Origin of the sequence: Streptomyces coeruleorubidus, assembly GCF_008705135.1 — a bacterium.
Classification (GTDB): Bacteria; Actinomycetota; Actinomycetes; order Streptomycetales; family Streptomycetaceae; genus Streptomyces; species Streptomyces coeruleofuscus.
This window is the reverse complement of sequence record NZ_CP023694.1, coordinates 285,362-303,674: the sequence shown is the minus strand read 5'-3', so window position 1 is coordinate 303,674 and position 18,313 is coordinate 285,362. Positions and strand designations below refer to the sequence as shown.

The window sequence follows — 18,313 nt, the reverse complement described above, 5'->3', positions numbered from 1 at the left end:
CCGTTGATATCGTGTCCATATGTCTCTCAAGTACGCCGTGCTGGCCGCTCTCCTGGAGGGCGAGGCCTCGGGCTACGAGCTGTCCAAGGTGTTCGACGTGTCGCTCGCGAACTTCTGGGCCGCGACCCCGCAGCAGCTCTACCGGGAGCTGGAGCGCCTCGCGCAGGACGGGCTGATCGAGGCCAGGGTGGTTCGCCAGGAACGGCGGCCCGACAAGCGGATGTTCACGCTCACCGAGGCGGGTCGCCGGGACCTGCGCGCCTTCGCCGTCACACCGCCCCGCCGGCCCACCACCATCCGCGACGAACTCCTCATCAAGATCCAGGCCATGGACGGTGCGGACCCCGAGGCCACCCGTGCGCTGGTCGAGGAGCGGGAGGCGTGGTCGCGCGGCAAGCTCGCACGCTACGAGCGTGTCCGCGCACGCCTCCTGGCGGGCCGCAGCGAGGAGGAGTACCTGCGGGAGGCCGACCGCATCGGCCCGTACCTCACGCTCATGGGAGGCATCGCCTTCGAGGAGGAGAACCTCCGCTGGTGCGCGCGCGTACTGACGATCCTCAAACAGCGAGCTCCCCTAGGCTGAGCCGATGTTCAGCCCCGAAGGCCCCAGCCTGCGTGAGCTCGCCGTCCAGGCGCTGTCGTCCGTCGAGCGCGGCTACGACCTCCTCGCGCCGAAGTTCGACCACACCCCGTTCCGGACGCCCGACGCTGTCCTCGACGCCGTCGAGTCGGCGCTGCGACGGACGGGACCCTTCGACGCCGGGCTCGACCTGTGCTGCGGCACCGGCGCGGGTGTCGGTGTGCTGGCAGGGGTGTGCCGGGAGCGGGTGGTCGGTGTCGACTTCAGCGCGGGGATGCTCGACGTGGCCCGGGAGCGGGGCCGGCCGGCGGGGCCGCCGGTGTCCTTCGTCCGTGCGGATGCCCGCGCACTGCCCTTCGGGGACGCCTTCGACCTGGTGGTGAGCTTCGGGGCCTTCGGGCACTTCCTGCCGCGCGAGCTGCCCGGACTCTTCGCGCAGGTCCGCTCCGTCCTGCGGCCGGGCGGCTGCTTCGCGTTTCCGCTGGTGGCCCCGCCCCGCCCGGGCTCGCTCGGCTACTGGATGCTGCTCGGCTTCGACACGGTGATGCGGGTGCGCAACGCGCTGTGGCGGCCTCCGTTCGTCATGTATTACCGCGCGTTCCGCTTCGGGGACGTACGGCGTGAGCTCGCCCGGGCCGGCTTCCGGGTGGAACTCCACGCGCTGCCGGAGTTCGGGCGGCGACGGGACGGCAGCCCCCGGGTGCGCCTGGTCGTCGCCCGGACGCCGGGCTAGTCGGTCCGGACGCCGGGCTGGTCAGTCGCGCAGGAAATTCAGCAGATCGTCGTTGAACGCCTTCTCGAAGTCGCCCACAAGGCCGTGCGGCGCGCCCGGGTACACCTTCAGCGTCGCGTCCTTGACGAGCTGGGCGGTCCGCTGGGCCGAGGCGCCGATCGGCACGATCTGGTCGTCGTCGCCGTGCGCGACCAGCGTCGGCACGTCGATCCGCCCCAGGTCCTCGGTGAAGTCGGTTTCCGAGAACTGTGCGACGCAGTCGTAGGCGCCCTTCAGCCCGGCCTGCATGCTCCACATCCAGAACGCCCGCCGCACACCCTCCGACACGGCGGCCCCGGGCCGGTTGAAGCCGTAGAAGCTCTCGCTCAGCTCCCAGTAGAACTGCGAGCGGTCCGCCGCCACGGCCGCGCGGATACCGTCGAAAACCTCCTTCGGCGTGCCCTCCGGATTGGCCTCCGTCCGCAGCATCAGCGGCGGCACCGCGCCCAGCAGCACGGCCTTGGCGACCCGCGCGGTCCCGTGCCGCCCGATGTACCGGGCCACCTCGCCGCCGCCGGTCGAATGGCCCACCAGGACCGCGTCGTTGAGGTTCAGCGCCTCGATCAGTTCGGCCAGGTCGTCGGCGTACCGGTCCATGTGGTTGCCCTGCCACGGCTGACCCGAGCGGCCGTGCCCGCGGCGGTCGTGCGCGATCGCCCGGAACCCGTGCTCGGCGACCAGACGCGCCTGCCCGTCCCAGGCGTCCGCGTTGAGGGGCCAGCCGTGGCTGAACACCACGGGCTGACCCTCGCCCCAGTCCTTGTAGTAGATCTCGGTTCCGTCGGACGTGGTGAACGTGCTCATGAAGCATCCTCTCGGTGGGGCATCAGGGTGTGATCCTGAGCTTCCTCTCGATGATCTCCGTGATCCACGGTTCGCGCCGCCGGTGCCGGTAGGGGACCGGCTCCGCCCGGCGGGAATCCGCGTGAACGGTCCGCCGAACGAGTGACCGATGCGCTTCGGCGATGCCGGGGCGTAACCGGCCCGGTGTCTGAGCGACCCCGGACGCTTCACGTGCCGCTCGGCGTCGGCGTCCGTCCCGGCAGGGTGAACTCGTAGACCAGCGCGTCCTGTTGGGCGTCCACGACGAGGTCGGTGATCTCCAGCGGGCGCGCGTACTGGTCGTGCACGCGCCGCGTGACCCGCACCGACGGCGTGCTCGTGTGGCGGGTGATGGCGTCGCGGTGGTGCAGGGTCAGGCCGGCCCGGCGCATCCAGTCGTAGGCCCGCCGCAGGTGCGCGGCGGCGGTGCCGTCGGCGCGGTCGCGGTAGCGGGCCAGCTCCTGCACCTCCGCGAGCGCCACGGCCGAGAAGGACGTCACGGCGGTGCGCAGACCGCGTCCGTCGGCCGTCGCGTACCGGTAGCGGTGGATCAGGGTCGGCCGGCCCGGGGCCAGCCCCAGGGCCTCGGCGTGGTCCGGCGGCGGCGGCTCCCAGGCCACGGTGGCGCGGGCGACCGTGCCCGGGGTCGCGGCACGGGCGCCGACCGGGAAGGTGAGCGAGGCCGGGGTCTCGACCGGCAGGCCGGGCAGCGTGGCGTGGCTGCCGCGCCGGTCGGTGGCGACGAGGCCATCGCGGCGCAGCAGCTCCAAGGCCTGCCGTACGGTCTCCCGGCTGACCCCGAAATGCCCGGCCAGCCGCCGTTCGCCGGGGAGCCGTTCGCCGGGCGGCACGGTGCCGTCGCGCAGTTCGCCGAGCAACTCCGTGGCGATCCGCCGGTACAGGGGCTCTCCTTCGGCCGACGGGTGGGCGTGCGGGGTGGTGCGGGCCATGCCGCGCCTCCTGTTGGTGACGTTCGGTAGCCGTGCGGGCTCGGTGCGCCACCAGATCTAGCATTGGTCTAAACCAGCAGGGAAGTGCGGCCGGGCGGTTCGGCCGAAACCGGCCCGCCCGCGCCGGCCGTCAGAGCGCGCTGTACAGAGCGTCGATCAGCGCCATCTTCCGCGGGTCGTCCGCGATATGAGGCCCCATACGGTTCATCACGTACCCCAGCGACACCTCCGCCTCCGGGTCCGCGAGCCCGCAGGAGCCACCGAAGCCGTCGTGACCGAAAGCGCGCGGGTTGGGTCCGTAGGAACCGCTGGAACCGCTGAGCCACAGCCCGAGCCCCGCCTCCGTCTCGCCCAGCCCGGCGCCGAGCACCAGATCCCGGCAACTGCCCTGTCCCTCGCGCACCCGCTCGGCCGCCTCGGGGGACAGCAGGCGGTGGCCCCCGTACGAGCCGCGCCCCGCGAAGACGCCGTAGAGCTCGGCGACCGCACGCGCGGTGCCGTGCCCGTTCGCCGCGGGTACCTCGGCGGCCCGCCACCCGGGCGTGCCGGCCCCGGCGGCGGACACCGGGGGATTGGTCAGCGCGGCGATCGCCGCGGGCGCCAACTGGGCGAAGACGGCGGCCTGTTCACTGCTCGTCGCGACCGGCGGCTGGTCCAGCTCCGCCGCCCGCCCGTAGTCCTTCTCCGGCAGGCCGAGGCGGAAGTCGATGCCGAGCGGCCCGGTCACCTCCCGCTCCAGGAACGTCCCCGGCATCAGCCCCGACACCCGCCGTACGACCTCGCCGACCAGATGGCCGTAGGTCAGCGCGTGATAGCCGGACGTGGTTCCCGGCTCCCACCAGGGCTGCGTCGCCGCGAGCCGCTGTGTGGTCAGCTCCCAGTCGCAGAGCTGCTCGAGCGAGTGCGGTTCACGCAGCCCGGCCAGACCGGCGCGGTGGGACAGCAGGTGCCGGACGACGACCTTCTCCTTGCCCGCCGCGGCGAACTCCGGCCAGTACGCGGCCACCGGCGCGTCGAGGTCAAGCAGCCCCCGGTCGGCGAGGATGTGCGCGCACAGTGCCACCGGTCCCTTGGTCGTGGACCACACGTTGACCAGCGTGTCCTGTTCCCACGGCCGGGTGCGTGCCGCGTCGGCCCAGCCGCCCCACAGGTCCACCACCGTCCTGCCGCCGACGGTGACGGCCACCGCCGCACCCAGCTCGCCCCGTCCCCGGAAGTTCTCCTCGAACGCCCTGCGTACCGCCGTGAAACGCGCGTCGCAGTGACCGTGCACCTGTGCCTCGTCCTCGGACATGGCCCCTCCACCACCTCGCCGGGCCGGGCCGCCGATGAGCGGCCCGGGCGCGAAGAACGTACCGACTGGTCGGACTTGGTGAAAGGCTGCGCCGGTGAAAACGGCCGGATCAGTCGCCGGGGGGCGGCGGGATCAGATGTACGTACGCATCCAGCGGAGCTGGGCCGCCTCCTGGAAGGGACCGCCGCCCTCGTGGTCGTTGAAGTCGTACACCTCGATCGTCTTGTCCTCGTGGTTCCAGGCGTTGAAGGCCGCGAAGACGGTCGAGGGCGGGCAGGTCTGGTCCTCCAGGGCGGCCGAGAAGAGCGCGGGAGCGCTGCCGCGGGGGGCGAAGTGGACACCGTCGAAGTAGGAGAGCGTGCGCAGCGCCTGCTCGGAACGGCCGCGGTGCGTCTTGAGGTACAGGCCGATCTCCCGGTACGGGTGACGGTCCGTGAGCGTCGCCGCGCGCGGGTAGTCGCACAGGAACGGCACGTCCGGGGCGATGCCCGCCAGGTCCGGTATCAGGCCGCCCACCGCGATCGTGATGCCGCCGCCCTGGCTGCTGCCGACGGCGACCGTGCGCCCCGGGTCGGTGAGGGGGTGCGAGCGGGCCGCCTCCACGGCACGCACGGCGTCCGTGAACACCCGGCGGTAGTAGTAGTTCTCCGGCGCGTCGATGCCGCGCGTCATGAAACCGGGGTACGCGGGCGCGCCGCCCACCGGGTCCGCCGTGCCGCCGCCCCCGCCCCAGGCGCTGCCCTGCCCGCGGGTGTCCATCACGAAGTGCGCCCGGCCCGTGGACGCCCACAGCAGATGCTCGTGCGGCAGCCCGCGGCCTCCGCCGTAGCCGATGAACTCCACGACCAGCGGCATCGGGCCGTCCGCCCCCGCCGGCAGGGTCAGCCAGCCCTTGACCGGGTGACCGCCGAACCCGGCGAACGTCACGTCGAACACCTGCACAGTGGACAGTCCCGTGTCGACCGGTTCGAAGCGGGCGTCCAGGTCGTACTCCCGCGCCTCCTGGAGCGTCTTGGACCAGAACGCGTCGAAGTCCTCGGGCTCGGTCGACGAGCTGCGGTACTCGCGGAGTTCGTCGAGAGGAAGGTCGAACTGGGCCATGTAGGACCGCCTTGGGTGAGGAACGGCTGCGGAGACAGTGCGGATGATCACACTACGTGAGTGGTCGGAGGACTCGCCAGGACTTTTGCCGTAGCCCGCCCACCTGCCGTTCGTCGGTCGCGTCACGCGTCTCGACGCGTCCACTCCGGCTCCGTACGGGCCCACTCCCTCTCCCACTCGGTCAGCCGGCGGCGCAGGGCGACCCGGCGCACGGCGGAGTGGCCGAGGAGCACTACGAGCACCTCGCCGACCGCGGCGCACGTGCCCATGGTGAGGGTGTGCTGCCAGACGCCGGTGCCGTCCACCGGCGGGGTCACACTCCGCCCCCGGGAGTCGAACCACACGTCCACGACCTCACCCGGCCGGGTGTCCCCGGGGACCCGCGCCGTCGTGGTGCGCGTGCCCTCGCCCGGCTCGGTCCAGCGCACGGTGGCCCGGTAGGCGTGCTGCCCGCCGGCCTGCACCGACGGCAGCGACTCGCCCTTCCTGCCGACGACCTCGGCACGGACGCGGTGACGCTCGGCCTGTTGCTCCGCCGAGACGGACCGTGCCTCGCCGTGGGCCCACCAGGCGGCGGCCGCCCCCGCCAGAGGCGCGCCCACGAGTATCAGGACGGCGACCACCAGGACCGTCCACGCCTCGACGACATCCGACCGGCGCCGCAGCGGACTGCGCCGCCAGCGCCAGCCGCGCACCCGGGTTCGCATGTCGACCTCCTCGCCGTCACCGCGGCCGGAGGGCCCGACCGGCCGTGCGGTGGCGGCGTCGCCGCTCCCTGCGCGTCAGGTCACGCGTGCGAGTGCCCACACGGGTCAGGTACCCCTCCGACACACATCGATCGCTCGGCACGGCCCGGGTTGCCGCATGCCGGAGCCCTCCGGCCGGAGTGCCCGGGCCGGCCGGGGCGAAACACCGGCCCGCGCACACGACGGACCGCGTCCGGCACCCCGCCGGCGAGCCACACGCCACCCCTGTGACACCACCGGAGGAGGGCCGCCGGCGAGATCAGCCGAACCGCTCGATCCGGATGCGCTCCACCGGCTGACCGGCCGTCACGAGCAGCCGGGAGGCATGCTCGGCGAAGGAGTTGGAGCCGCACACATAGGCCTCCCACCCACCGGAAGGCTGCTCGGCCAGGAGTGGCGCCACATGTGCGGCCGCCATACGTCCCACCGGCACACCCTCCGGCGCGCTCCGCGTGAACACGGGCGTCGTCTCGGCGCCGAACTCCCGGGCGTAGACGAGCTCCTCCGGACTGCGCGCGGACACCAGCAGCCGCAGCGGCACGGTCAGGTTCCGCGCCCGGTGGTGCCGGACCATCGACATCAGCGGCACGACGCCGGAACCCGCGCCGATCAGCAGCGCGGGCCGGTCGCCGGGCCAGGCGAAGAAGCCGCTCACCGGGCCCCGCACCTCGACCTGGTCGCCGGGCCGGGCGACGGTGTGGAACCAGCCCGAGACCTCGCCGCCCTCGACGTGGTCGAGGGTCAGCTCGACGTGCCCGGAGTCGTCCGGCGCGGACGCGATCGAGTAATGGCGCTGGGCCGCATAGCCGTCCTCGGCGGTCAGCCGCACCATCAGGTGCTGGCCGGGCTGGTGCCCCGGCCAGCCGGGCACGGCGAACCGGAAGGTGGTGGCACGCGCGGTCTCGCGGCGGATCCCGGTCAGTGTGGCGGTCTGCCACACGGAGGCGGCCTGCTCGCTCACGGCGATGCGCCCGGGCACGGCGAACCGCGTGGGAGGCACGAAGGTCTCAGTCACCGGAGTACCTCTGCTCCTGCCAGGGGTTGCCCCGCTCGTGGTAGCCGTTCCGCTCCCAGAACCCCGGCTCGTCGTGGTCGAGGATCCGCAGGCCCGCTATCCACTTGGCGCTCTTCCAGAAGTACAGGTGCGGCACCAGCAGCCGTGCCGGGCCGCCGTGTTCGGGGGCGAGCGGCCTGCCGTCGTACTCCCACGCGATCCAGGCGCGCCCGCCCGTCAGGTCGGCGAGCGGGAGGTTCGTGGTGTAGCCGGTGTGCGAGTAGGCGACGGCATGGGTCGCCGATCCACGGGGCCGGACCACATCCCAGAACGCGTCCAGGGACACCCCCGCGAACCGCACCCCGAACTTCGACCAGCTCGTCACACAGTGGATGGCGCCCTCGTACGCCGACGGCGGCAGCCGGTGTGCCTCCTCCCAGTCCCAGGTGCGGGGCTCGTCCACCAGACCGTCGATACGGAACGTCCAGTCGGCGGGTGCGAGGTCGGGAGTGACCTCGGCGGACAGCACGGGCCAGTCGTCGCCCGCGTCGTACTGGCCGGGCGGCAGACCGGGGTCGGCCGCACGTGGGCGCCCGGTGAAGCCTCGGGTGATGTGCATGCGGTGTGCCTCCGGACCGGGCCGACGGTGCCCCGCCGGGCCGGCGTGATCAGTGATTGCGTATTCAACCGTACGTGGGGCGCAGCACCTGGTCGGGCCTAGGTGCTGCGCCCCTGGTCGTGCCGACCGGCACCAGGGCCCGCGTTGTAGCGCACGAGGTAGTCGGCGAATCGCGCCAGGTCCTCGGCCGGCCAGTCCGCCAGCCGCTCCCGGAAGGCCGCCCGGCGGCTCTCGGTGACCTGGGCCAGGATGCGCCGCCCGGCCGCCGTCAGGTGCAGCACCTGGACGCGCTGGTCGTCCGCGTCGGGGCGGCGTCCGATGAGACCGGCGCGTTCCAGCGCGGCCACCTGCCGGCTGACGGTGGACTTGTCCAGGGCGTAGTGGGCGGCCAGGTCGGTGGCACGGCACCCGCCGCTCTCCTCCAGGTGCCCGAGCAGCGTGTACGAGACCAGCGACAGCTCCGGGTGCATCCGCCCCGCCGCGGCACGGGCCCGGCGGGCGAAGACCGTCATCTCGCGCTGGATGGTCTCCACGGCATCGGCGGGCTTCATCCGGCCTCCCTCACCACGTCGCCCTCCGGTCACTCCATGGTTGCATAACCCAACCACACGTCGACGGGGCGGCGGATCAGGTGCCGTACCGGTCGGCAGACCCGTCGGGTAGTGTTGCCGCCGGCTGTGGACGGACCCAGCCGTCGCCGAACCGAGGGGGTGAGACCCATTACCGCTGTGTCAGCCTGGGTGCTCTCTCCTCGATGTCGCGCGGATCGCCGGCCGTAGGCGACCGCAGGAGCGCCCTTCGAATCTCGAAAGGCTCCTGGCTTCCATGCCCTCCGTGTCTCCCGTCCCACCGTCGTCCCTCGACTCCGTCGTCGTCGCCCTGCGCGCCGCGGGCTGCGTCTTCGCCGAGGACGAGGCCGAGTTGATCCTCGCCACCGCCCGCACGCCGGCTGAAGTCGCCGCCATGGTCGAACGCCGCGTCGCGGGTCTGCCCCTCGAACTCGTCGTCGGCTGGGCCGAGTTCCGGGGTCTGCGCATCACCGTCGACCCGGGCGTCTTCGTGCCGCGCCGACGCACCGAGTTCCTGGTCGAGCAGGCCCTGGCCCGGGCGCCCGGCGCCGGCGTCGTCGTCGACCTGTGCTGCGGCTCGGGCGCCGTCGGCGCGGCACTGGCCGCCGGACTCGGCCGCGTCGAACTGCACGCCGCCGACATCGACCCCGCCGCGGTGCGTTGTGCCCGCGGCAATGTCGCCGCCGGCGGCGGTCACGTGCACCAGGGCGACCTGTTCGATGCGCTGCCCGGTGACCTGCGGGGCCGCGTCGGCATCCTCGCGGCCAACGTGCCGTACGTACCGAGCGACGAGATAGGTCTGCTGCCGCTGGAGGCCCGCGCCCACGAGCCGCTGGTCGCCCTCGACGGCGGTGCGGACGGCCTCGGCGTCCTGCGCCGGGTCGCGGCCGAGGCGCCCCGCTGGCTCGCGCCCGGCGGCTGCGTCCTGGTGGAGACGAGCCGCCACCAGGCCCCGGCCGCCCTCGACGCCTTCGAACGCAACGGCCTGACGGCACATCTGGCCGTCTCGGAGGAGCTGTACGCCCATGTGGTGATCGGCGTCGCATCCTGACGCCCGACCCCCCCCCGCTGTGCCGGCGGCGGCACCTCAGTCCGGTGCCGTCGCCCGCGCGATGAGCAGCGCCACGTCGTCGAAGTTGTCCGGCTCGTGCAGCGTGCGCAGCAGCAGGTCGCAGACCTCCTCCAGCGGGCGGTCGGGCCCTTCGAGCAGGGACAGCAGCGTGTCGAGCCGGTCGTCGAGCGAGTCGCGCCGGGTCTCGACGAGACCGTCGGTGTAGAACACCAGCCGGTCGCCCGGCTCCAGGTCGACGGTCGTCGTGGAGAAGGCGACGCCGCCGACGCCGAGCGGCACCCCGGTCGGCAGGTCGAGCAGCTCGGGAGGCCGCCCGGCCCGGAGGCGCACCGGCGGCAGATGCCCGGCGTTGGCGACCCGGCACTGCCGCAGACGCGGGTCGTGGACGGCGTAGACGCAGGTGGCGATGGCCTGTTCCAGCCCTGCGGTGATCTTGTCGAGGTGTTCCAGGAGCACGGCCGGATCGAGGTCGAGGGAGGCCAGCGTGTTGGTCGCCGTACGCAGCCGGCCCATGGCCGCCGCCGCGGGGATGCCACTGCCCATCACGTCACCCACCACGAGCGCGGTCTTGCCGCCGTCCAGACCGATCACGTCGAACCAGTCGCCGCCCACCTCACTCGTGGCCCCGGCCGGCTGGTAGCGGGAGGCCACCTCCAGCCCGCCCGTCACGGGCGGATGGCTGGGCAGCAGGCTGCGCTGGAGGGTGAGCGCGGTTTCGCGGGCGCTCTGGTACCAGCGGGCGTTGTCGATCTGCACGGCGGCCCGCGCGGCCAGCTCACGGGCCAGCAGCAGGTCGTCCTCCGTGAAGGGCAGCGGGTTGCGGGTGCGTTTGAGGTCCAGGGCGCCCAGCACCTCGCCGCGCGCGATCAGCGGCACCGCCAGGTACGAGTGCACCCCGGCCCGGCCCAGCAGCTCGGCCGCCTCCGCGGACCGGGCGATGCGCGGCAGGTCCTCGTCCGCGACCTCCGGCAGCATCACGGCGCTGGCCGAGCGCACGCACTCGGTGACCAGCCGGTCGGGCGCGTACCGGGCCACCTGCCCGGGCGGGTCGGCCGCCTCCAGCGCCTCGGCCGAGTCGTACCCCTGGACCGCCAGCGCGCGGATCACGGCCGCCTCGGCCGGGCCGAGACGGGTGCTCCGGCCCTGCACCACCGCGTCCAGCAGGTCGACGGCCGCGACGTCGGCGAGTTCGGGCACGGCCACGTCGGCGAGTTCCCGGGCCGTGCGGTCCAGGTCCAGCGTGGTGCCGATACGGCCGGAGGCGTCGGCGATCATGGCCAGCCGGCGCCGCGCGGCCTCGGCCTCGATGCCCGCGCGGTACTGCTCGGTGACGTCCACGATAGAGACGGCCACGCCCAGCACGGTCCCGAAGGCGTTCTCCAGCCGGTACAGCGAGATCGACCAGGCGTGGTCCTGGTGCGGGTCGGCCGGGGTACGGCCGATCGTGGACTGGTCGACCACCGGCTGCCCGGTCTCCAGGACCCGGCGGGCCGCGGTCTCCAGGGCGTCGACGTCCATCCGCGGCACCACCTCGCGGACCGTCCGGCCCAGGTGCTCCTCGGCCGGCACGCCGTTGAGCTCCTCCAGCGCCGGGTTGACCGAGACGTACCGCAGTTCGGTGTCCAGCACTGCCAGCCCGATCGGGGACTGGGCGATCATCCGCGTCGACAGCGCCACATCGCGCTCCAACCGGTGCACGGTCGACTGGTCGGCGCACAGACCGAGCGCGTAGACCTCCCCCTGGTCGTCCAGCAGCCGCATGTTGCGGAACTCCACGAGCCGCGTGGTGCCGTCCTTGCGGCGGACGGGGAAGGCCCCGGCCCAGCTCTGCCCGGTGCCCATGACGTCGGCGAACAGCTTGACCACGAGGTCGACGTGCTGCTCGTGGACCATGATCCGGGCGGCGTACTCGCCCAGCGCGTCCTGCGCCGAGTACCCGAACAGCTCCTCGGCCTGGGGGCTCCACAGCACGATGCGGCCCTCGCTGTCCAGGACCACCGAGGCCACGCGCAGGACGTCGAGCAGCCCGCTCGGCCGCGCCGACGCGGGCACCGGCCCGTCGCCCTCGGCCATGGGGGACCCGCCTGCACTCATCCCACGCCCCGCCTTCGCCGATCTCGCGGCACGCCGTCACGGTGCCGACACCCCATGTTCTACCGCGCGGAGCCGCTCGTTCCGAGGCCCCGTCCGTCACCCTCCACCATCTCCCAACACGGAGCCGCTCGCTCCGTAAACCCGTCATCACGGCACGGGTAGCGCCGGTAGTGCTCGGCAGAAGGTGGTGCTTTGCTGGGGTAGGGGCGGATACGCCACGAGAGGAGCGATCACGATGGACCGTGAGCAACCGCATCCCCACAACGTCTCGGTGGAGATCAGCGGGTGCAGCAAGCAGGACGCCCGGATCGTGTTCGACACGCTGTGCGCCTGCTTCGAGTCCGACCGGTGCGCGGACGACGTACCGGAGGATCTGCACGAGACCCGCCCGACCGTGTGGCTCGGCACGTTCGACGTCGCCGACACGCACGAGGGCGCGCGACCGGGCCGGCTGTCGTCCTCCGTCGACGCCGACCTGCACGGCGGTTACTGGGCGATCGAGCAGTTCCGCAGGAGGCTGGACTCGCTGTTCGCCGTGCGGGACGTGAGCACGGTCTCCGGTGACCAGGAGAAGGAACTGCACGTGCGCCTCGAAAGCCGATGAACGTCCCTCGTGAGCTGGTGACTGCCCCGCACGAGCTGGTGAGCGCCCCTCACGCCCCCAGCAGGCGGAGGACGGCCCGCCGGTAGACGGCGTGCACCACGGGCAGGTCCGCGAGGTGCACGCGTTCGTCCACGCCGTGGAGTCCCTCGTACGGCAGGCCGAACCCGGCCGTGGCCGGGATGCCCTCGCCCGCCAGCAGATTGCCGATGTTCGACGGGCCCGCCGTCTTGGCCCGCACCCGCAGCCCCTCGCCCGCCGCCGCACCCAGGAGGGCGGCGGCGGGCTGCTGGTCCTCGGCCAGCCGGTACGGCGGCCAGGCCGCGACCGCCGTGACCTCCGTCGGGCGCGGCGCGGGCGACCGCTCGTCCAGCTCGCTCACCGCCGCCCGGACCAGGGCCTCGGCTGCTCGGGCGCCGAAGCCGGGCGTCGTGCGGACGTCGACGCCGACCTCGCACAGGTCCGGGACGACGGAGAAGCCCTCGCCGCCGTGGCAGAAGGTCACCGTCAGCTTCGGCGGCAGCGGGAACTCCCCGCTCGCCCCGGGCAGCGGGGCCTCGTCCAGCAGTCGTACGAGATGTGCCGCGCGCGACACCGCACCGACCGCCGCACGGCTCGACCCGGAGTGCCCTGACGTCGCGTGCACGGCGATCGTGGCCCGCCACAGCCCACGGCCGCCGACCACGACCTCCTCCAACCCGGGGTAGCCGATCATCACCCCGGCCGGGCGGGCCGCTGCCGGGTCGGCGAGATACGCCCGGGCGCCTCCGAAGCCGCCCGTGTGCTCGTCGGCGTCCAGCAGCACCGCGAGCCCGCCGCGCAGCTCACCGGCCCGGCCGTGCAGCTCGGCCGCGATGTGGCAGAACAGGGCCGCGGCGAGTTTCGAGTCGGCCGCGCCCCTGCCCCGCAGCCGGCCGTCGACGACGTCCCCGGCGTCGGGCGGAAAGGACCAGGCCGACTCGTCGCCGTACGGCGCGGTGTCCACGCAGGCGTCCAGCGCCCACCAGGGCCCGGGCCGGCCGCCCGCGATCTCCACCAGCAGGGCGACCGGGCGGCGGGTGTCGTCGTGGAGACGCCGGTGCCGCAGGCCCCGGCCGGCGAGCCAGTCCTCCAGGACGGCCAGGACGGGCTCGTGGTCGTCGATGCCAGCGCGGCTCGGGTGGCGAATCAGCTCGCCGGCGAGCTCCACCACGGAGGAGGAAAGGCCAAGATCCCTGGTCATGGACCTACTGTGCCCTCCATCACCTTGTGCAACTAGTTGCATAAACAGTCGGCGGTCCTCTACAACTACAGACACGACACCGCGCACGGAGGGCCCGATGAGCCGTTACCCGCACCTGCTGACCCCCCTCGACCTGGGCTTCACGACCCTGCCCAACCGGGTCCTCATGGGCTCCATGCACGTCGGCCTGGAGGAGGCCGAGGGCGGTTTCGCCCGCATGGCCGCCTTCTACGCCGCCCGCGCCCGCGGGGGAGTGGGCCTGATCGTCACCGGCGGCATCGCGCCCAACGACGAGGGACGCCCCTACGAGGGCGGCGCGAAGCTCACCACCGAGGCGGAGGCCGAGCAGCACCGGGTCATCACCGACGCCGTGCACCGCGAGGGCGGGCGGATCGCCATGCAGATCCTGCACTTCGGCCGGTACGCCTATCACAAGGACCTGGTCGCGCCCAGCCCGCTCCAGGCGCCGATCAGCCCCTTCCCGCCCCGCGAGCTCACCGACGCCGACATCGAGCGGACCATCGACGACTACGCCCGCGCCGCCCGCCTCGCCCGGCAGGCCGGCTACGACGGGGTCGAGATCATGGGCTCCGAGGGCTACCTCATCAACGAGTTCATCGCGTTGCAGACCAACCAGCGCACCGACCGCTGGGGCGGCTCGTACGAGAACCGCACGCGCTTCCCCCTGGAGATCGTGCGGCGGGTGCGCGAGGCGGTCGGCGAGGACTTCATCGTCATCTACCGGCTGTCCATGCTCGACCTCGTCCCGGGCGGTTCGACGCTCGACGAGGTCATCACCCTCGCCAAGGCCGTCGAGGCCGCCGGGGCGACGATCATCAACACCGGCATCGGCTGGCACGAGGCCCGCATCCCCACCATCGCGACCTCCGTGCCGCGCGGCGCGTACACGTGGGTCACCAAGCGGCTCATGGGCGAGGTGTCCGTCCCGCTCGTCACCACCAACCGCATCAACACCCCCGAACTCGCCGAGGAACTGCTCGCCGAGGGCGTGGCCGACATGGTGTCGATGGCCCGCCCGATGCTCGCCGACCCGGACTTCGTCACCAAGGCCGCGGCCGGCCGGCCCGAGGCGATCAACACCTGCATCGGCTGCAACCAGGCCTGCCTCGACCACACCTTCAGCGGCCTGATCACCTCATGCCTGGTCAACCCGCGCGCCTGCCACGAGACCGAACTGGTGCTCTCCCCGACCAGGCTGCGCAAGCGCGTCGCGGTCGTCGGCGCCGGTCCGGCCGGGCTGGCCTGCGCGGTCTCGGCCGCCGAGCGCGGGCACGACGTGACGCTGTTCGACGCGGCGAGCGAGATCGGCGGCCAGCTCAACGTCGCCCGCAAGGTCCCCGGCAAGCAGGAGTTCGACGAGACACTCCGCTACTTCCGCACCCAGCTCGACTGGCACGGCGTCGACATACGGCTGAACACCTCCGTCGGGGCCGGCGACGTCGACGATTTCGACGAGGTCGTCGTCGCCACCGGCGTCACGCCGCGCACCCCCGACATCCCCGGCGTGGACCACCCGAGTGTCGTGGGCTACCTCGACGTCCTGCGCGACGGCGTCCCCGTGGGCGACCGGGTCGCGATCCTCGGCGCGGGGGGCATCGGCTTCGACGTCGCCGAGTACCTCACGGACAGCGGCGACAAGGCGCACGAGAACCCGCAGACGTACTTCCGCCAGTGGGGCGTCGACCTGGACTACCGCGCCCCCGGCGGCCTCGCCGCGCCCGAGCGGCCCGCCCCGCCGCGCACCGTCCACCTGCTCCAGCGCAAGACCTCCAAGGTCGGCGCCGGCCTCGGCAAGACCACCGGCTGGATCCACCGCACCGAACTCAAGCACCGCGGCGTCACCATGGTCCCGGGCGTCGGCTACGACCGGATCGACGACGCCGGTCTGCACATCACGATCGACGGCGAGAGCACCGTGCTGGAGGTCGACACGATCGTGCTGTGCACCGGCCAGGAGCCGCGCCGCGGCCTGTACGAGGAACTGATCGCGGCCGGGCGCAGCGCGCACCTCATCGGCGGCGCCGACGTGGCCGCGGAACTGGACGCCAAGCGCGCCATCAAGCAGGGCACCGAGCTGGCGGCCGCCCTGTAGTGCGGGAACGCGTCCCTAGGATGAGGCCATGTCACTCCCGCACGCGATCCTCACCGCCCTGCTCGAGAAGCCGTCGTCCGGGCTGGAGCTGACCCGCCGGTTCGACCGGTCGTTCGGGTACTTCTGGTCGGCGACGCACCAGCAGATCTATCGCGAGCTGGGAAGGCTGGAGACCGACGGCCTCATCCGCGCCCTGCCCGCCGAGCAGCCGACCCGCGGGCAGAAGAAGAGCTACGAGGTCCTGCCGGCGGGCCGCGCCGAACTGGCCCGCTGGACGGCCGCTTCCCAGGACCCCAAGCCGCACCGCGACGCGCTGCTGCTGCGGCTGAGGGCGGCGGCCGTGGTCGGCACCGCGGGTCTGGAGGCCGATCTGCGGCGCCACCTGGAGCTGCACGAGCGGCAACTGGCGGAGTACCAGGAGATCGAGAAGCGGGACTTCCCGCCCGGCCGGGACGGCACCGAGGACCGGCTGCGGCATCTGGTGCTCCAGGCCGGCATCGACCTGGAGACGTTCTGGACCCAGTGGCTCAGGCGCGCCCTGGCCGACGTCGCCGAACTCCCGGACGGCGAGGCGACCCGCCCGGCCTGACCCGGACATGACGGCGGCCCGCCCGACCGGAGCGCTTCGGGAGGGCGGGCCGCCATGCGTACCGGATCAGAGCCGGTACGGCCTGTTGCGCCGGCGCAGGTACCAGGCCGTCGCGAGGAGGCCGGTCCCGACCAGCGTGCCGCCCGCCACGAGCGTGACGGTGCCGTAGTCCGTGGCGCTCCCGCCGGCCCCGCCCATGACACCGCGGGACGGCGAGGGAGAGGGGGACGGCGACCTCGTGGGGGAGGGAACGGGGGAGACGACGACGGACTGTGTGCCCGCCGTGGTGCCGTCGGAGCAGATGACGATGACGGTGTACGTCCCCGAGGTGACGTTCGACCAGGCAGCGGACTGACTGGTCGACGTCCCCGACAGGGTCACCTGGCGCCCCTGGGCGAAGCTGCCCTGACTGCTGGTGAGAAGTGAGGCGGTGCCCCAGCTGCCGTTGATCTGGGTGCACGTGCTGGTGGTGACCGACACCGTGGAACCCGTGGTGCTCACGGAGATGCCCGGGCCCGCCGAAGCGGGCACCGAGGCCAGGGCGAGGGGCAGCGCGGCGGCGGCTGCCACGGTCAGGCCGGAGCGGAGAACTGGCGATGAGTTGCGCATGTGGACTGCCCTCCGGCGGCACGGTTGGCGGTACATCCCTTGCGCCGCCGAGGATCGGGGAACGCCCGTGCTGCCTCAGGGGTCAGCCAAAGCGCCACAGACCCCGGCCGCACGCCGGGTGCCGCCGGGCAGGTGACGGGTTCCCACGGCCGGACCTGCCGTGGAGCGCGTCAGCGGCCCGGGCCCGTCGTCACCGTCCGTTCCGCCGAGAAGCCTCCCCAGGTGCCGTCCGGCAGCATCGCCCGTATCCGGACCCGGTGGCTGACACCGGCGTCCCGTCCCGCGTAGAAGCTGTACGTGGCCCGGTCGCGCGGCGCGTCCCCGCCGTACACCAGAGAGGTGGCGGGCCGGCCGTCCAGATGGATCTGGTACTCGGTGACCTCACCGTCGACCTGCGGCGGCACCCAGCTCAGGTCGACGTGGTACGCCCCGTCCGCGCGGTGGCTCGTCGCCCGGAAGCCGGTGGGGGCCGTCGCACGGCCGTCGTCCGTGCCCGGCGTGGTGACACGGACGGCAGGTGTGGCGGGAGAGACGTTCCCGGCCGCGTCCCTGGCCCGGACGGTGAACGAGTAGGCCGTGCCGGGCCGCAGCCCCGTGACCACGGCGGCCGTCTGGGACCCGCCCACGCTGTGGATCTTCGCGTCTCCCTGATGGATGTCGTACGACGCCACGCCCCGGTCGTCCGTGGCGGGGGCCCAGGACAGCTGGACCGCCCGGCTGCCGGCCGCCCGGCCGTGCGGCGCCGACGGACGGGAGGGTGCGGAGCGGTCGTCCGCGACGGCCGCGGGTGTCCTCGCCCGGACCGCCTGGCTGTGCGGCCCCGGCTGCCCCTCGGCGTTCCGCGCCCGCACGGTGAAGACATACAGGGTGGAGGGCCGGAGCTTGGTGACGTCCACCATGTGCTTAGAGCCCGGCACTTCCCTGACCTTCGTGGTGCCGCGATACACCTCGTAGGCATCGGCCCGGGCGGTCGTGTTCCACATGACGTGCACGCTCGTCGCCGTGCCCGCTGCCGCGGTGACGCCCGTCGGCGCGCCGGGCGGAGCGCCGCCGTCCCCCTCGCCCGGGCCGGTCCAGTCGCAGGAGGCGACCAGGACGAGAGCCGCGCACAACGCGAGGCGACGGAGGTGGAAGGGGAGAGCGGAAAGGCCTCGCACGACACTGCCTCCCGGGGCGGCACTCGGGAATGGTCCGGACCAATATGGCGCGGCGGGCGCGCTCACATCAAGAGGGCGGGGTGCGGGGATCCCTCTGTGAGGAGCCCTGTGTGGGGGCGCGTCACCTCCCACCGTTCGTGACCACCCGGGAGAGTTACGTATGCTGAAGCACCTCACGGCCGAACTCCTGGCATACACCAGGGAGTTCGAGCCTGTCGCGCGGACCGCTGTCGTCGCAGATCCCGCGCCGGCGCGGGTGGCCGGGCAGGCCTGGGTCCTTACGCGGACTCAGGCTCCCGGCCCCTGTCGGAGGTTGGGGCCGTGCACCGTCCGGCCCTCCAGCGGTGGACGGGTGATCGCCCCCGGGGACAGATTGTGCTGAGTGCCCGTCAGGTTCCCTCAGGAGAGG

18 protein-coding genes are annotated in these 18,313 nt (G+C 73.0%); 6 read left to right on the top strand and 12 right to left on the bottom strand.

Annotated elements, in window-relative coordinates; genetic code table 11:
• Positions 1-19: 19 nt before the first annotated feature.
• Together CP976_RS01500 and CP976_RS01495 are read left to right on the top strand one after the other, a co-directional pair.
• Entirely contained in the window at positions 20-583 is a 564-nt protein-coding gene (locus tag CP976_RS01500) for a PadR family transcriptional regulator (RefSeq protein ID WP_150478634.1), read from the top strand.
• A 4-nt stretch (positions 584-587) separates the two neighbouring features.
• Positions 588-1,313 (top strand): class I SAM-dependent methyltransferase, encoded by a 726-nt coding sequence (locus CP976_RS01495; RefSeq protein WP_150478633.1) that lies wholly within the window; start codon positions 588-590, stop codon positions 1,311-1,313.
• 21 nt (positions 1,314-1,334) lie between these two features.
• Here the strand turns inward: CP976_RS01495 and CP976_RS01490 are convergent, their stop codons facing one another.
• The 8 genes from CP976_RS01490 to CP976_RS01455 all read right to left on the bottom strand — a co-directional run bounded on the left by CP976_RS01490 (position 1,335) and on the right by CP976_RS01455 (position 8,429).
• Positions 1,335-2,156: an alpha/beta fold hydrolase gene (locus tag CP976_RS01490; protein WP_150478632.1), complete on the bottom strand. Its 822-nt coding sequence runs from the start codon at positions 2,154-2,156 to the stop codon at positions 1,335-1,337.
• A gap of 206 nt (positions 2,157-2,362) precedes the next feature.
• Positions 2,363-3,124, bottom strand: coding sequence for a GntR family transcriptional regulator (locus CP976_RS01485; protein WP_150478631.1), 762 nt, complete (start codon positions 3,122-3,124; stop codon positions 2,363-2,365).
• Positions 3,125-3,254: 130 nt separating this feature from the next.
• The gene (locus CP976_RS01480; protein WP_150478630.1) at positions 3,255-4,418 is read right to left on the bottom strand and encodes a serine hydrolase domain-containing protein; all 1,164 of its coding nucleotides are present in this window, start codon (positions 4,416-4,418) and stop codon (positions 3,255-3,257) included.
• A gap of 132 nt (positions 4,419-4,550) precedes the next feature.
• On the bottom strand, positions 4,551-5,519 hold the full coding sequence (locus tag CP976_RS01475; protein WP_150478629.1) for an acetylxylan esterase: 969 nt from the start codon (positions 5,517-5,519) through the stop codon (positions 4,551-4,553).
• A 122-nt stretch (positions 5,520-5,641) separates the two neighbouring features.
• Complete coding sequence (locus CP976_RS01470; RefSeq protein WP_150478628.1) at positions 5,642-6,226, bottom strand: Rv1733c family protein; 585 nt, start codon at positions 6,224-6,226, stop codon at positions 5,642-5,644.
• A gap of 298 nt (positions 6,227-6,524) precedes the next feature.
• Positions 6,525-7,280, bottom strand: a complete 756-nt coding sequence (locus CP976_RS01465; RefSeq protein WP_150478627.1) for a ferredoxin reductase — start codon at positions 7,278-7,280, stop codon at positions 6,525-6,527.
• On the bottom strand, positions 7,273-7,878 hold the full coding sequence (locus CP976_RS01460) for a sulfite oxidase-like oxidoreductase (RefSeq protein ID WP_150478626.1): 606 nt from the start codon (positions 7,876-7,878) through the stop codon (positions 7,273-7,275). Before CP976_RS01460 ends, CP976_RS01465 begins: the two co-directional genes overlap by 8 nt.
• 98 nt (positions 7,879-7,976) lie before the next feature.
• The gene (locus tag CP976_RS01455) at positions 7,977-8,429 is read right to left on the bottom strand and encodes a MarR family winged helix-turn-helix transcriptional regulator (RefSeq protein WP_150478625.1); all 453 of its coding nucleotides are present in this window, start codon (positions 8,427-8,429) and stop codon (positions 7,977-7,979) included.
• Positions 8,430-8,703: 274 nt separating this feature from the next.
• On the opposite strand from CP976_RS01455, the gene CP976_RS01450 reads away from it, so the two are divergent.
• Positions 8,704-9,498, top strand: coding sequence for a putative protein N(5)-glutamine methyltransferase (locus CP976_RS01450; protein ID WP_150478624.1), 795 nt, complete (start codon positions 8,704-8,706; stop codon positions 9,496-9,498).
• 36 nt (positions 9,499-9,534) lie between these two features.
• Here CP976_RS01450 and CP976_RS01445 read toward each other — a convergent pair whose 3' ends face one another.
• Positions 9,535-11,613, bottom strand: a complete 2,079-nt coding sequence (locus CP976_RS01445) for a SpoIIE family protein phosphatase (protein WP_150478623.1) — start codon at positions 11,611-11,613, stop codon at positions 9,535-9,537.
• A 235-nt stretch (positions 11,614-11,848) separates the two neighbouring features.
• On the opposite strand from CP976_RS01445, the gene CP976_RS01440 reads away from it, so the two are divergent.
• Positions 11,849-12,217 (top strand): RNA polymerase II subunit A C-terminal domain phosphatase SSU72, encoded by a 369-nt coding sequence (locus tag CP976_RS01440; protein ID WP_150478622.1) that lies wholly within the window; start codon positions 11,849-11,851, stop codon positions 12,215-12,217.
• Positions 12,218-12,266: 49 nt separating this feature from the next.
• Here CP976_RS01440 and CP976_RS01435 read toward each other — a convergent pair whose 3' ends face one another.
• Positions 12,267-13,436, bottom strand: coding sequence for a M20 family metallopeptidase (locus CP976_RS01435; protein WP_150478621.1), 1,170 nt, complete (start codon positions 13,434-13,436; stop codon positions 12,267-12,269).
• A gap of 97 nt (positions 13,437-13,533) precedes the next feature.
• On the opposite strand from CP976_RS01435, the gene CP976_RS01430 reads away from it, so the two are divergent.
• Both CP976_RS01430 and CP976_RS01425 read left to right on the top strand, forming a co-directional pair.
• Positions 13,534-15,549, top strand: a complete 2,016-nt coding sequence (locus tag CP976_RS01430) for an FAD-dependent oxidoreductase (RefSeq protein WP_150478620.1) — start codon at positions 13,534-13,536, stop codon at positions 15,547-15,549.
• A 28-nt stretch (positions 15,550-15,577) separates the two neighbouring features.
• On the top strand, positions 15,578-16,138 hold the full coding sequence (locus tag CP976_RS01425; protein WP_150478619.1) for a PadR family transcriptional regulator: 561 nt from the start codon (positions 15,578-15,580) through the stop codon (positions 16,136-16,138).
• Between the two features lie 66 nt (positions 16,139-16,204).
• Here CP976_RS01425 and CP976_RS01420 read toward each other — a convergent pair whose 3' ends face one another.
• Positions 16,205-16,747 (bottom strand): hypothetical protein, encoded by a 543-nt coding sequence (locus CP976_RS01420; RefSeq protein WP_150478618.1) that lies wholly within the window; start codon positions 16,745-16,747, stop codon positions 16,205-16,207.
• 170 nt (positions 16,748-16,917) lie between these two features.
• Positions 16,918-17,904 (bottom strand): fibronectin type III domain-containing protein, encoded by a 987-nt coding sequence (locus tag CP976_RS01415; protein WP_150478617.1) that lies wholly within the window; start codon positions 17,902-17,904, stop codon positions 16,918-16,920.
• Positions 17,905-18,313: the final 409 nt, after the last annotated feature.

Excerpts from the sequence above, each read along its gene's own strand:
- CP976_RS01455 (WP_150478625.1), bottom strand. The coding sequence starts at position 8,429 with ATGAAGCCCGCCGATGCCGTGGAGACCATCCAGCGCGAGATGACGGTC.
- CP976_RS01485 (WP_150478631.1), bottom strand. The coding sequence starts at position 3,124 with ATGGCCCGCACCACCCCGCACGCCCACCCGTCGGCCGAAGGAGAGCCC.
- CP976_RS01420 (WP_150478618.1), bottom strand. The coding sequence starts at position 16,747 with ATGCGCAACTCATCGCCAGTTCTCCGCTCCGGCCTGACCGTGGCAGCC.
- CP976_RS01425 (WP_150478619.1), top strand. The coding sequence starts at position 15,578 with ATGTCACTCCCGCACGCGATCCTCACCGCCCTGCTCGAGAAGCCGTCG.
- CP976_RS01450 (WP_150478624.1), top strand. The coding sequence starts at position 8,704 with ATGCCCTCCGTGTCTCCCGTCCCACCGTCGTCCCTCGACTCCGTCGTC.
- CP976_RS01470 (WP_150478628.1), bottom strand. The coding sequence starts at position 6,226 with ATGCGAACCCGGGTGCGCGGCTGGCGCTGGCGGCGCAGTCCGCTGCGG.
- CP976_RS01440 (WP_150478622.1), top strand. The coding sequence starts at position 11,849 with ATGGACCGTGAGCAACCGCATCCCCACAACGTCTCGGTGGAGATCAGC.
- CP976_RS01430 (WP_150478620.1), top strand. The coding sequence starts at position 13,534 with ATGAGCCGTTACCCGCACCTGCTGACCCCCCTCGACCTGGGCTTCACG.
- CP976_RS01435 (WP_150478621.1), bottom strand. The coding sequence starts at position 13,436 with ATGACCAGGGATCTTGGCCTTTCCTCCTCCGTGGTGGAGCTCGCCGGC.
- CP976_RS01475 (WP_150478629.1), bottom strand. The coding sequence starts at position 5,519 with ATGGCCCAGTTCGACCTTCCTCTCGACGAACTCCGCGAGTACCGCAGC.
- CP976_RS01500 (WP_150478634.1), top strand. The coding sequence starts at position 20 with ATGTCTCTCAAGTACGCCGTGCTGGCCGCTCTCCTGGAGGGCGAGGCC.
- CP976_RS01490 (WP_150478632.1), bottom strand. The coding sequence starts at position 2,156 with ATGAGCACGTTCACCACGTCCGACGGAACCGAGATCTACTACAAGGAC.
- CP976_RS01445 (WP_150478623.1), bottom strand. The coding sequence starts at position 11,613 with ATGAGTGCAGGCGGGTCCCCCATGGCCGAGGGCGACGGGCCGGTGCCC.
- CP976_RS01460 (WP_150478626.1), bottom strand. The coding sequence starts at position 7,878 with ATGCACATCACCCGAGGCTTCACCGGGCGCCCACGTGCGGCCGACCCC.
- CP976_RS01480 (WP_150478630.1), bottom strand. The coding sequence starts at position 4,418 with ATGTCCGAGGACGAGGCACAGGTGCACGGTCACTGCGACGCGCGTTTC.
- CP976_RS01495 (WP_150478633.1), top strand. The coding sequence starts at position 588 with ATGTTCAGCCCCGAAGGCCCCAGCCTGCGTGAGCTCGCCGTCCAGGCG.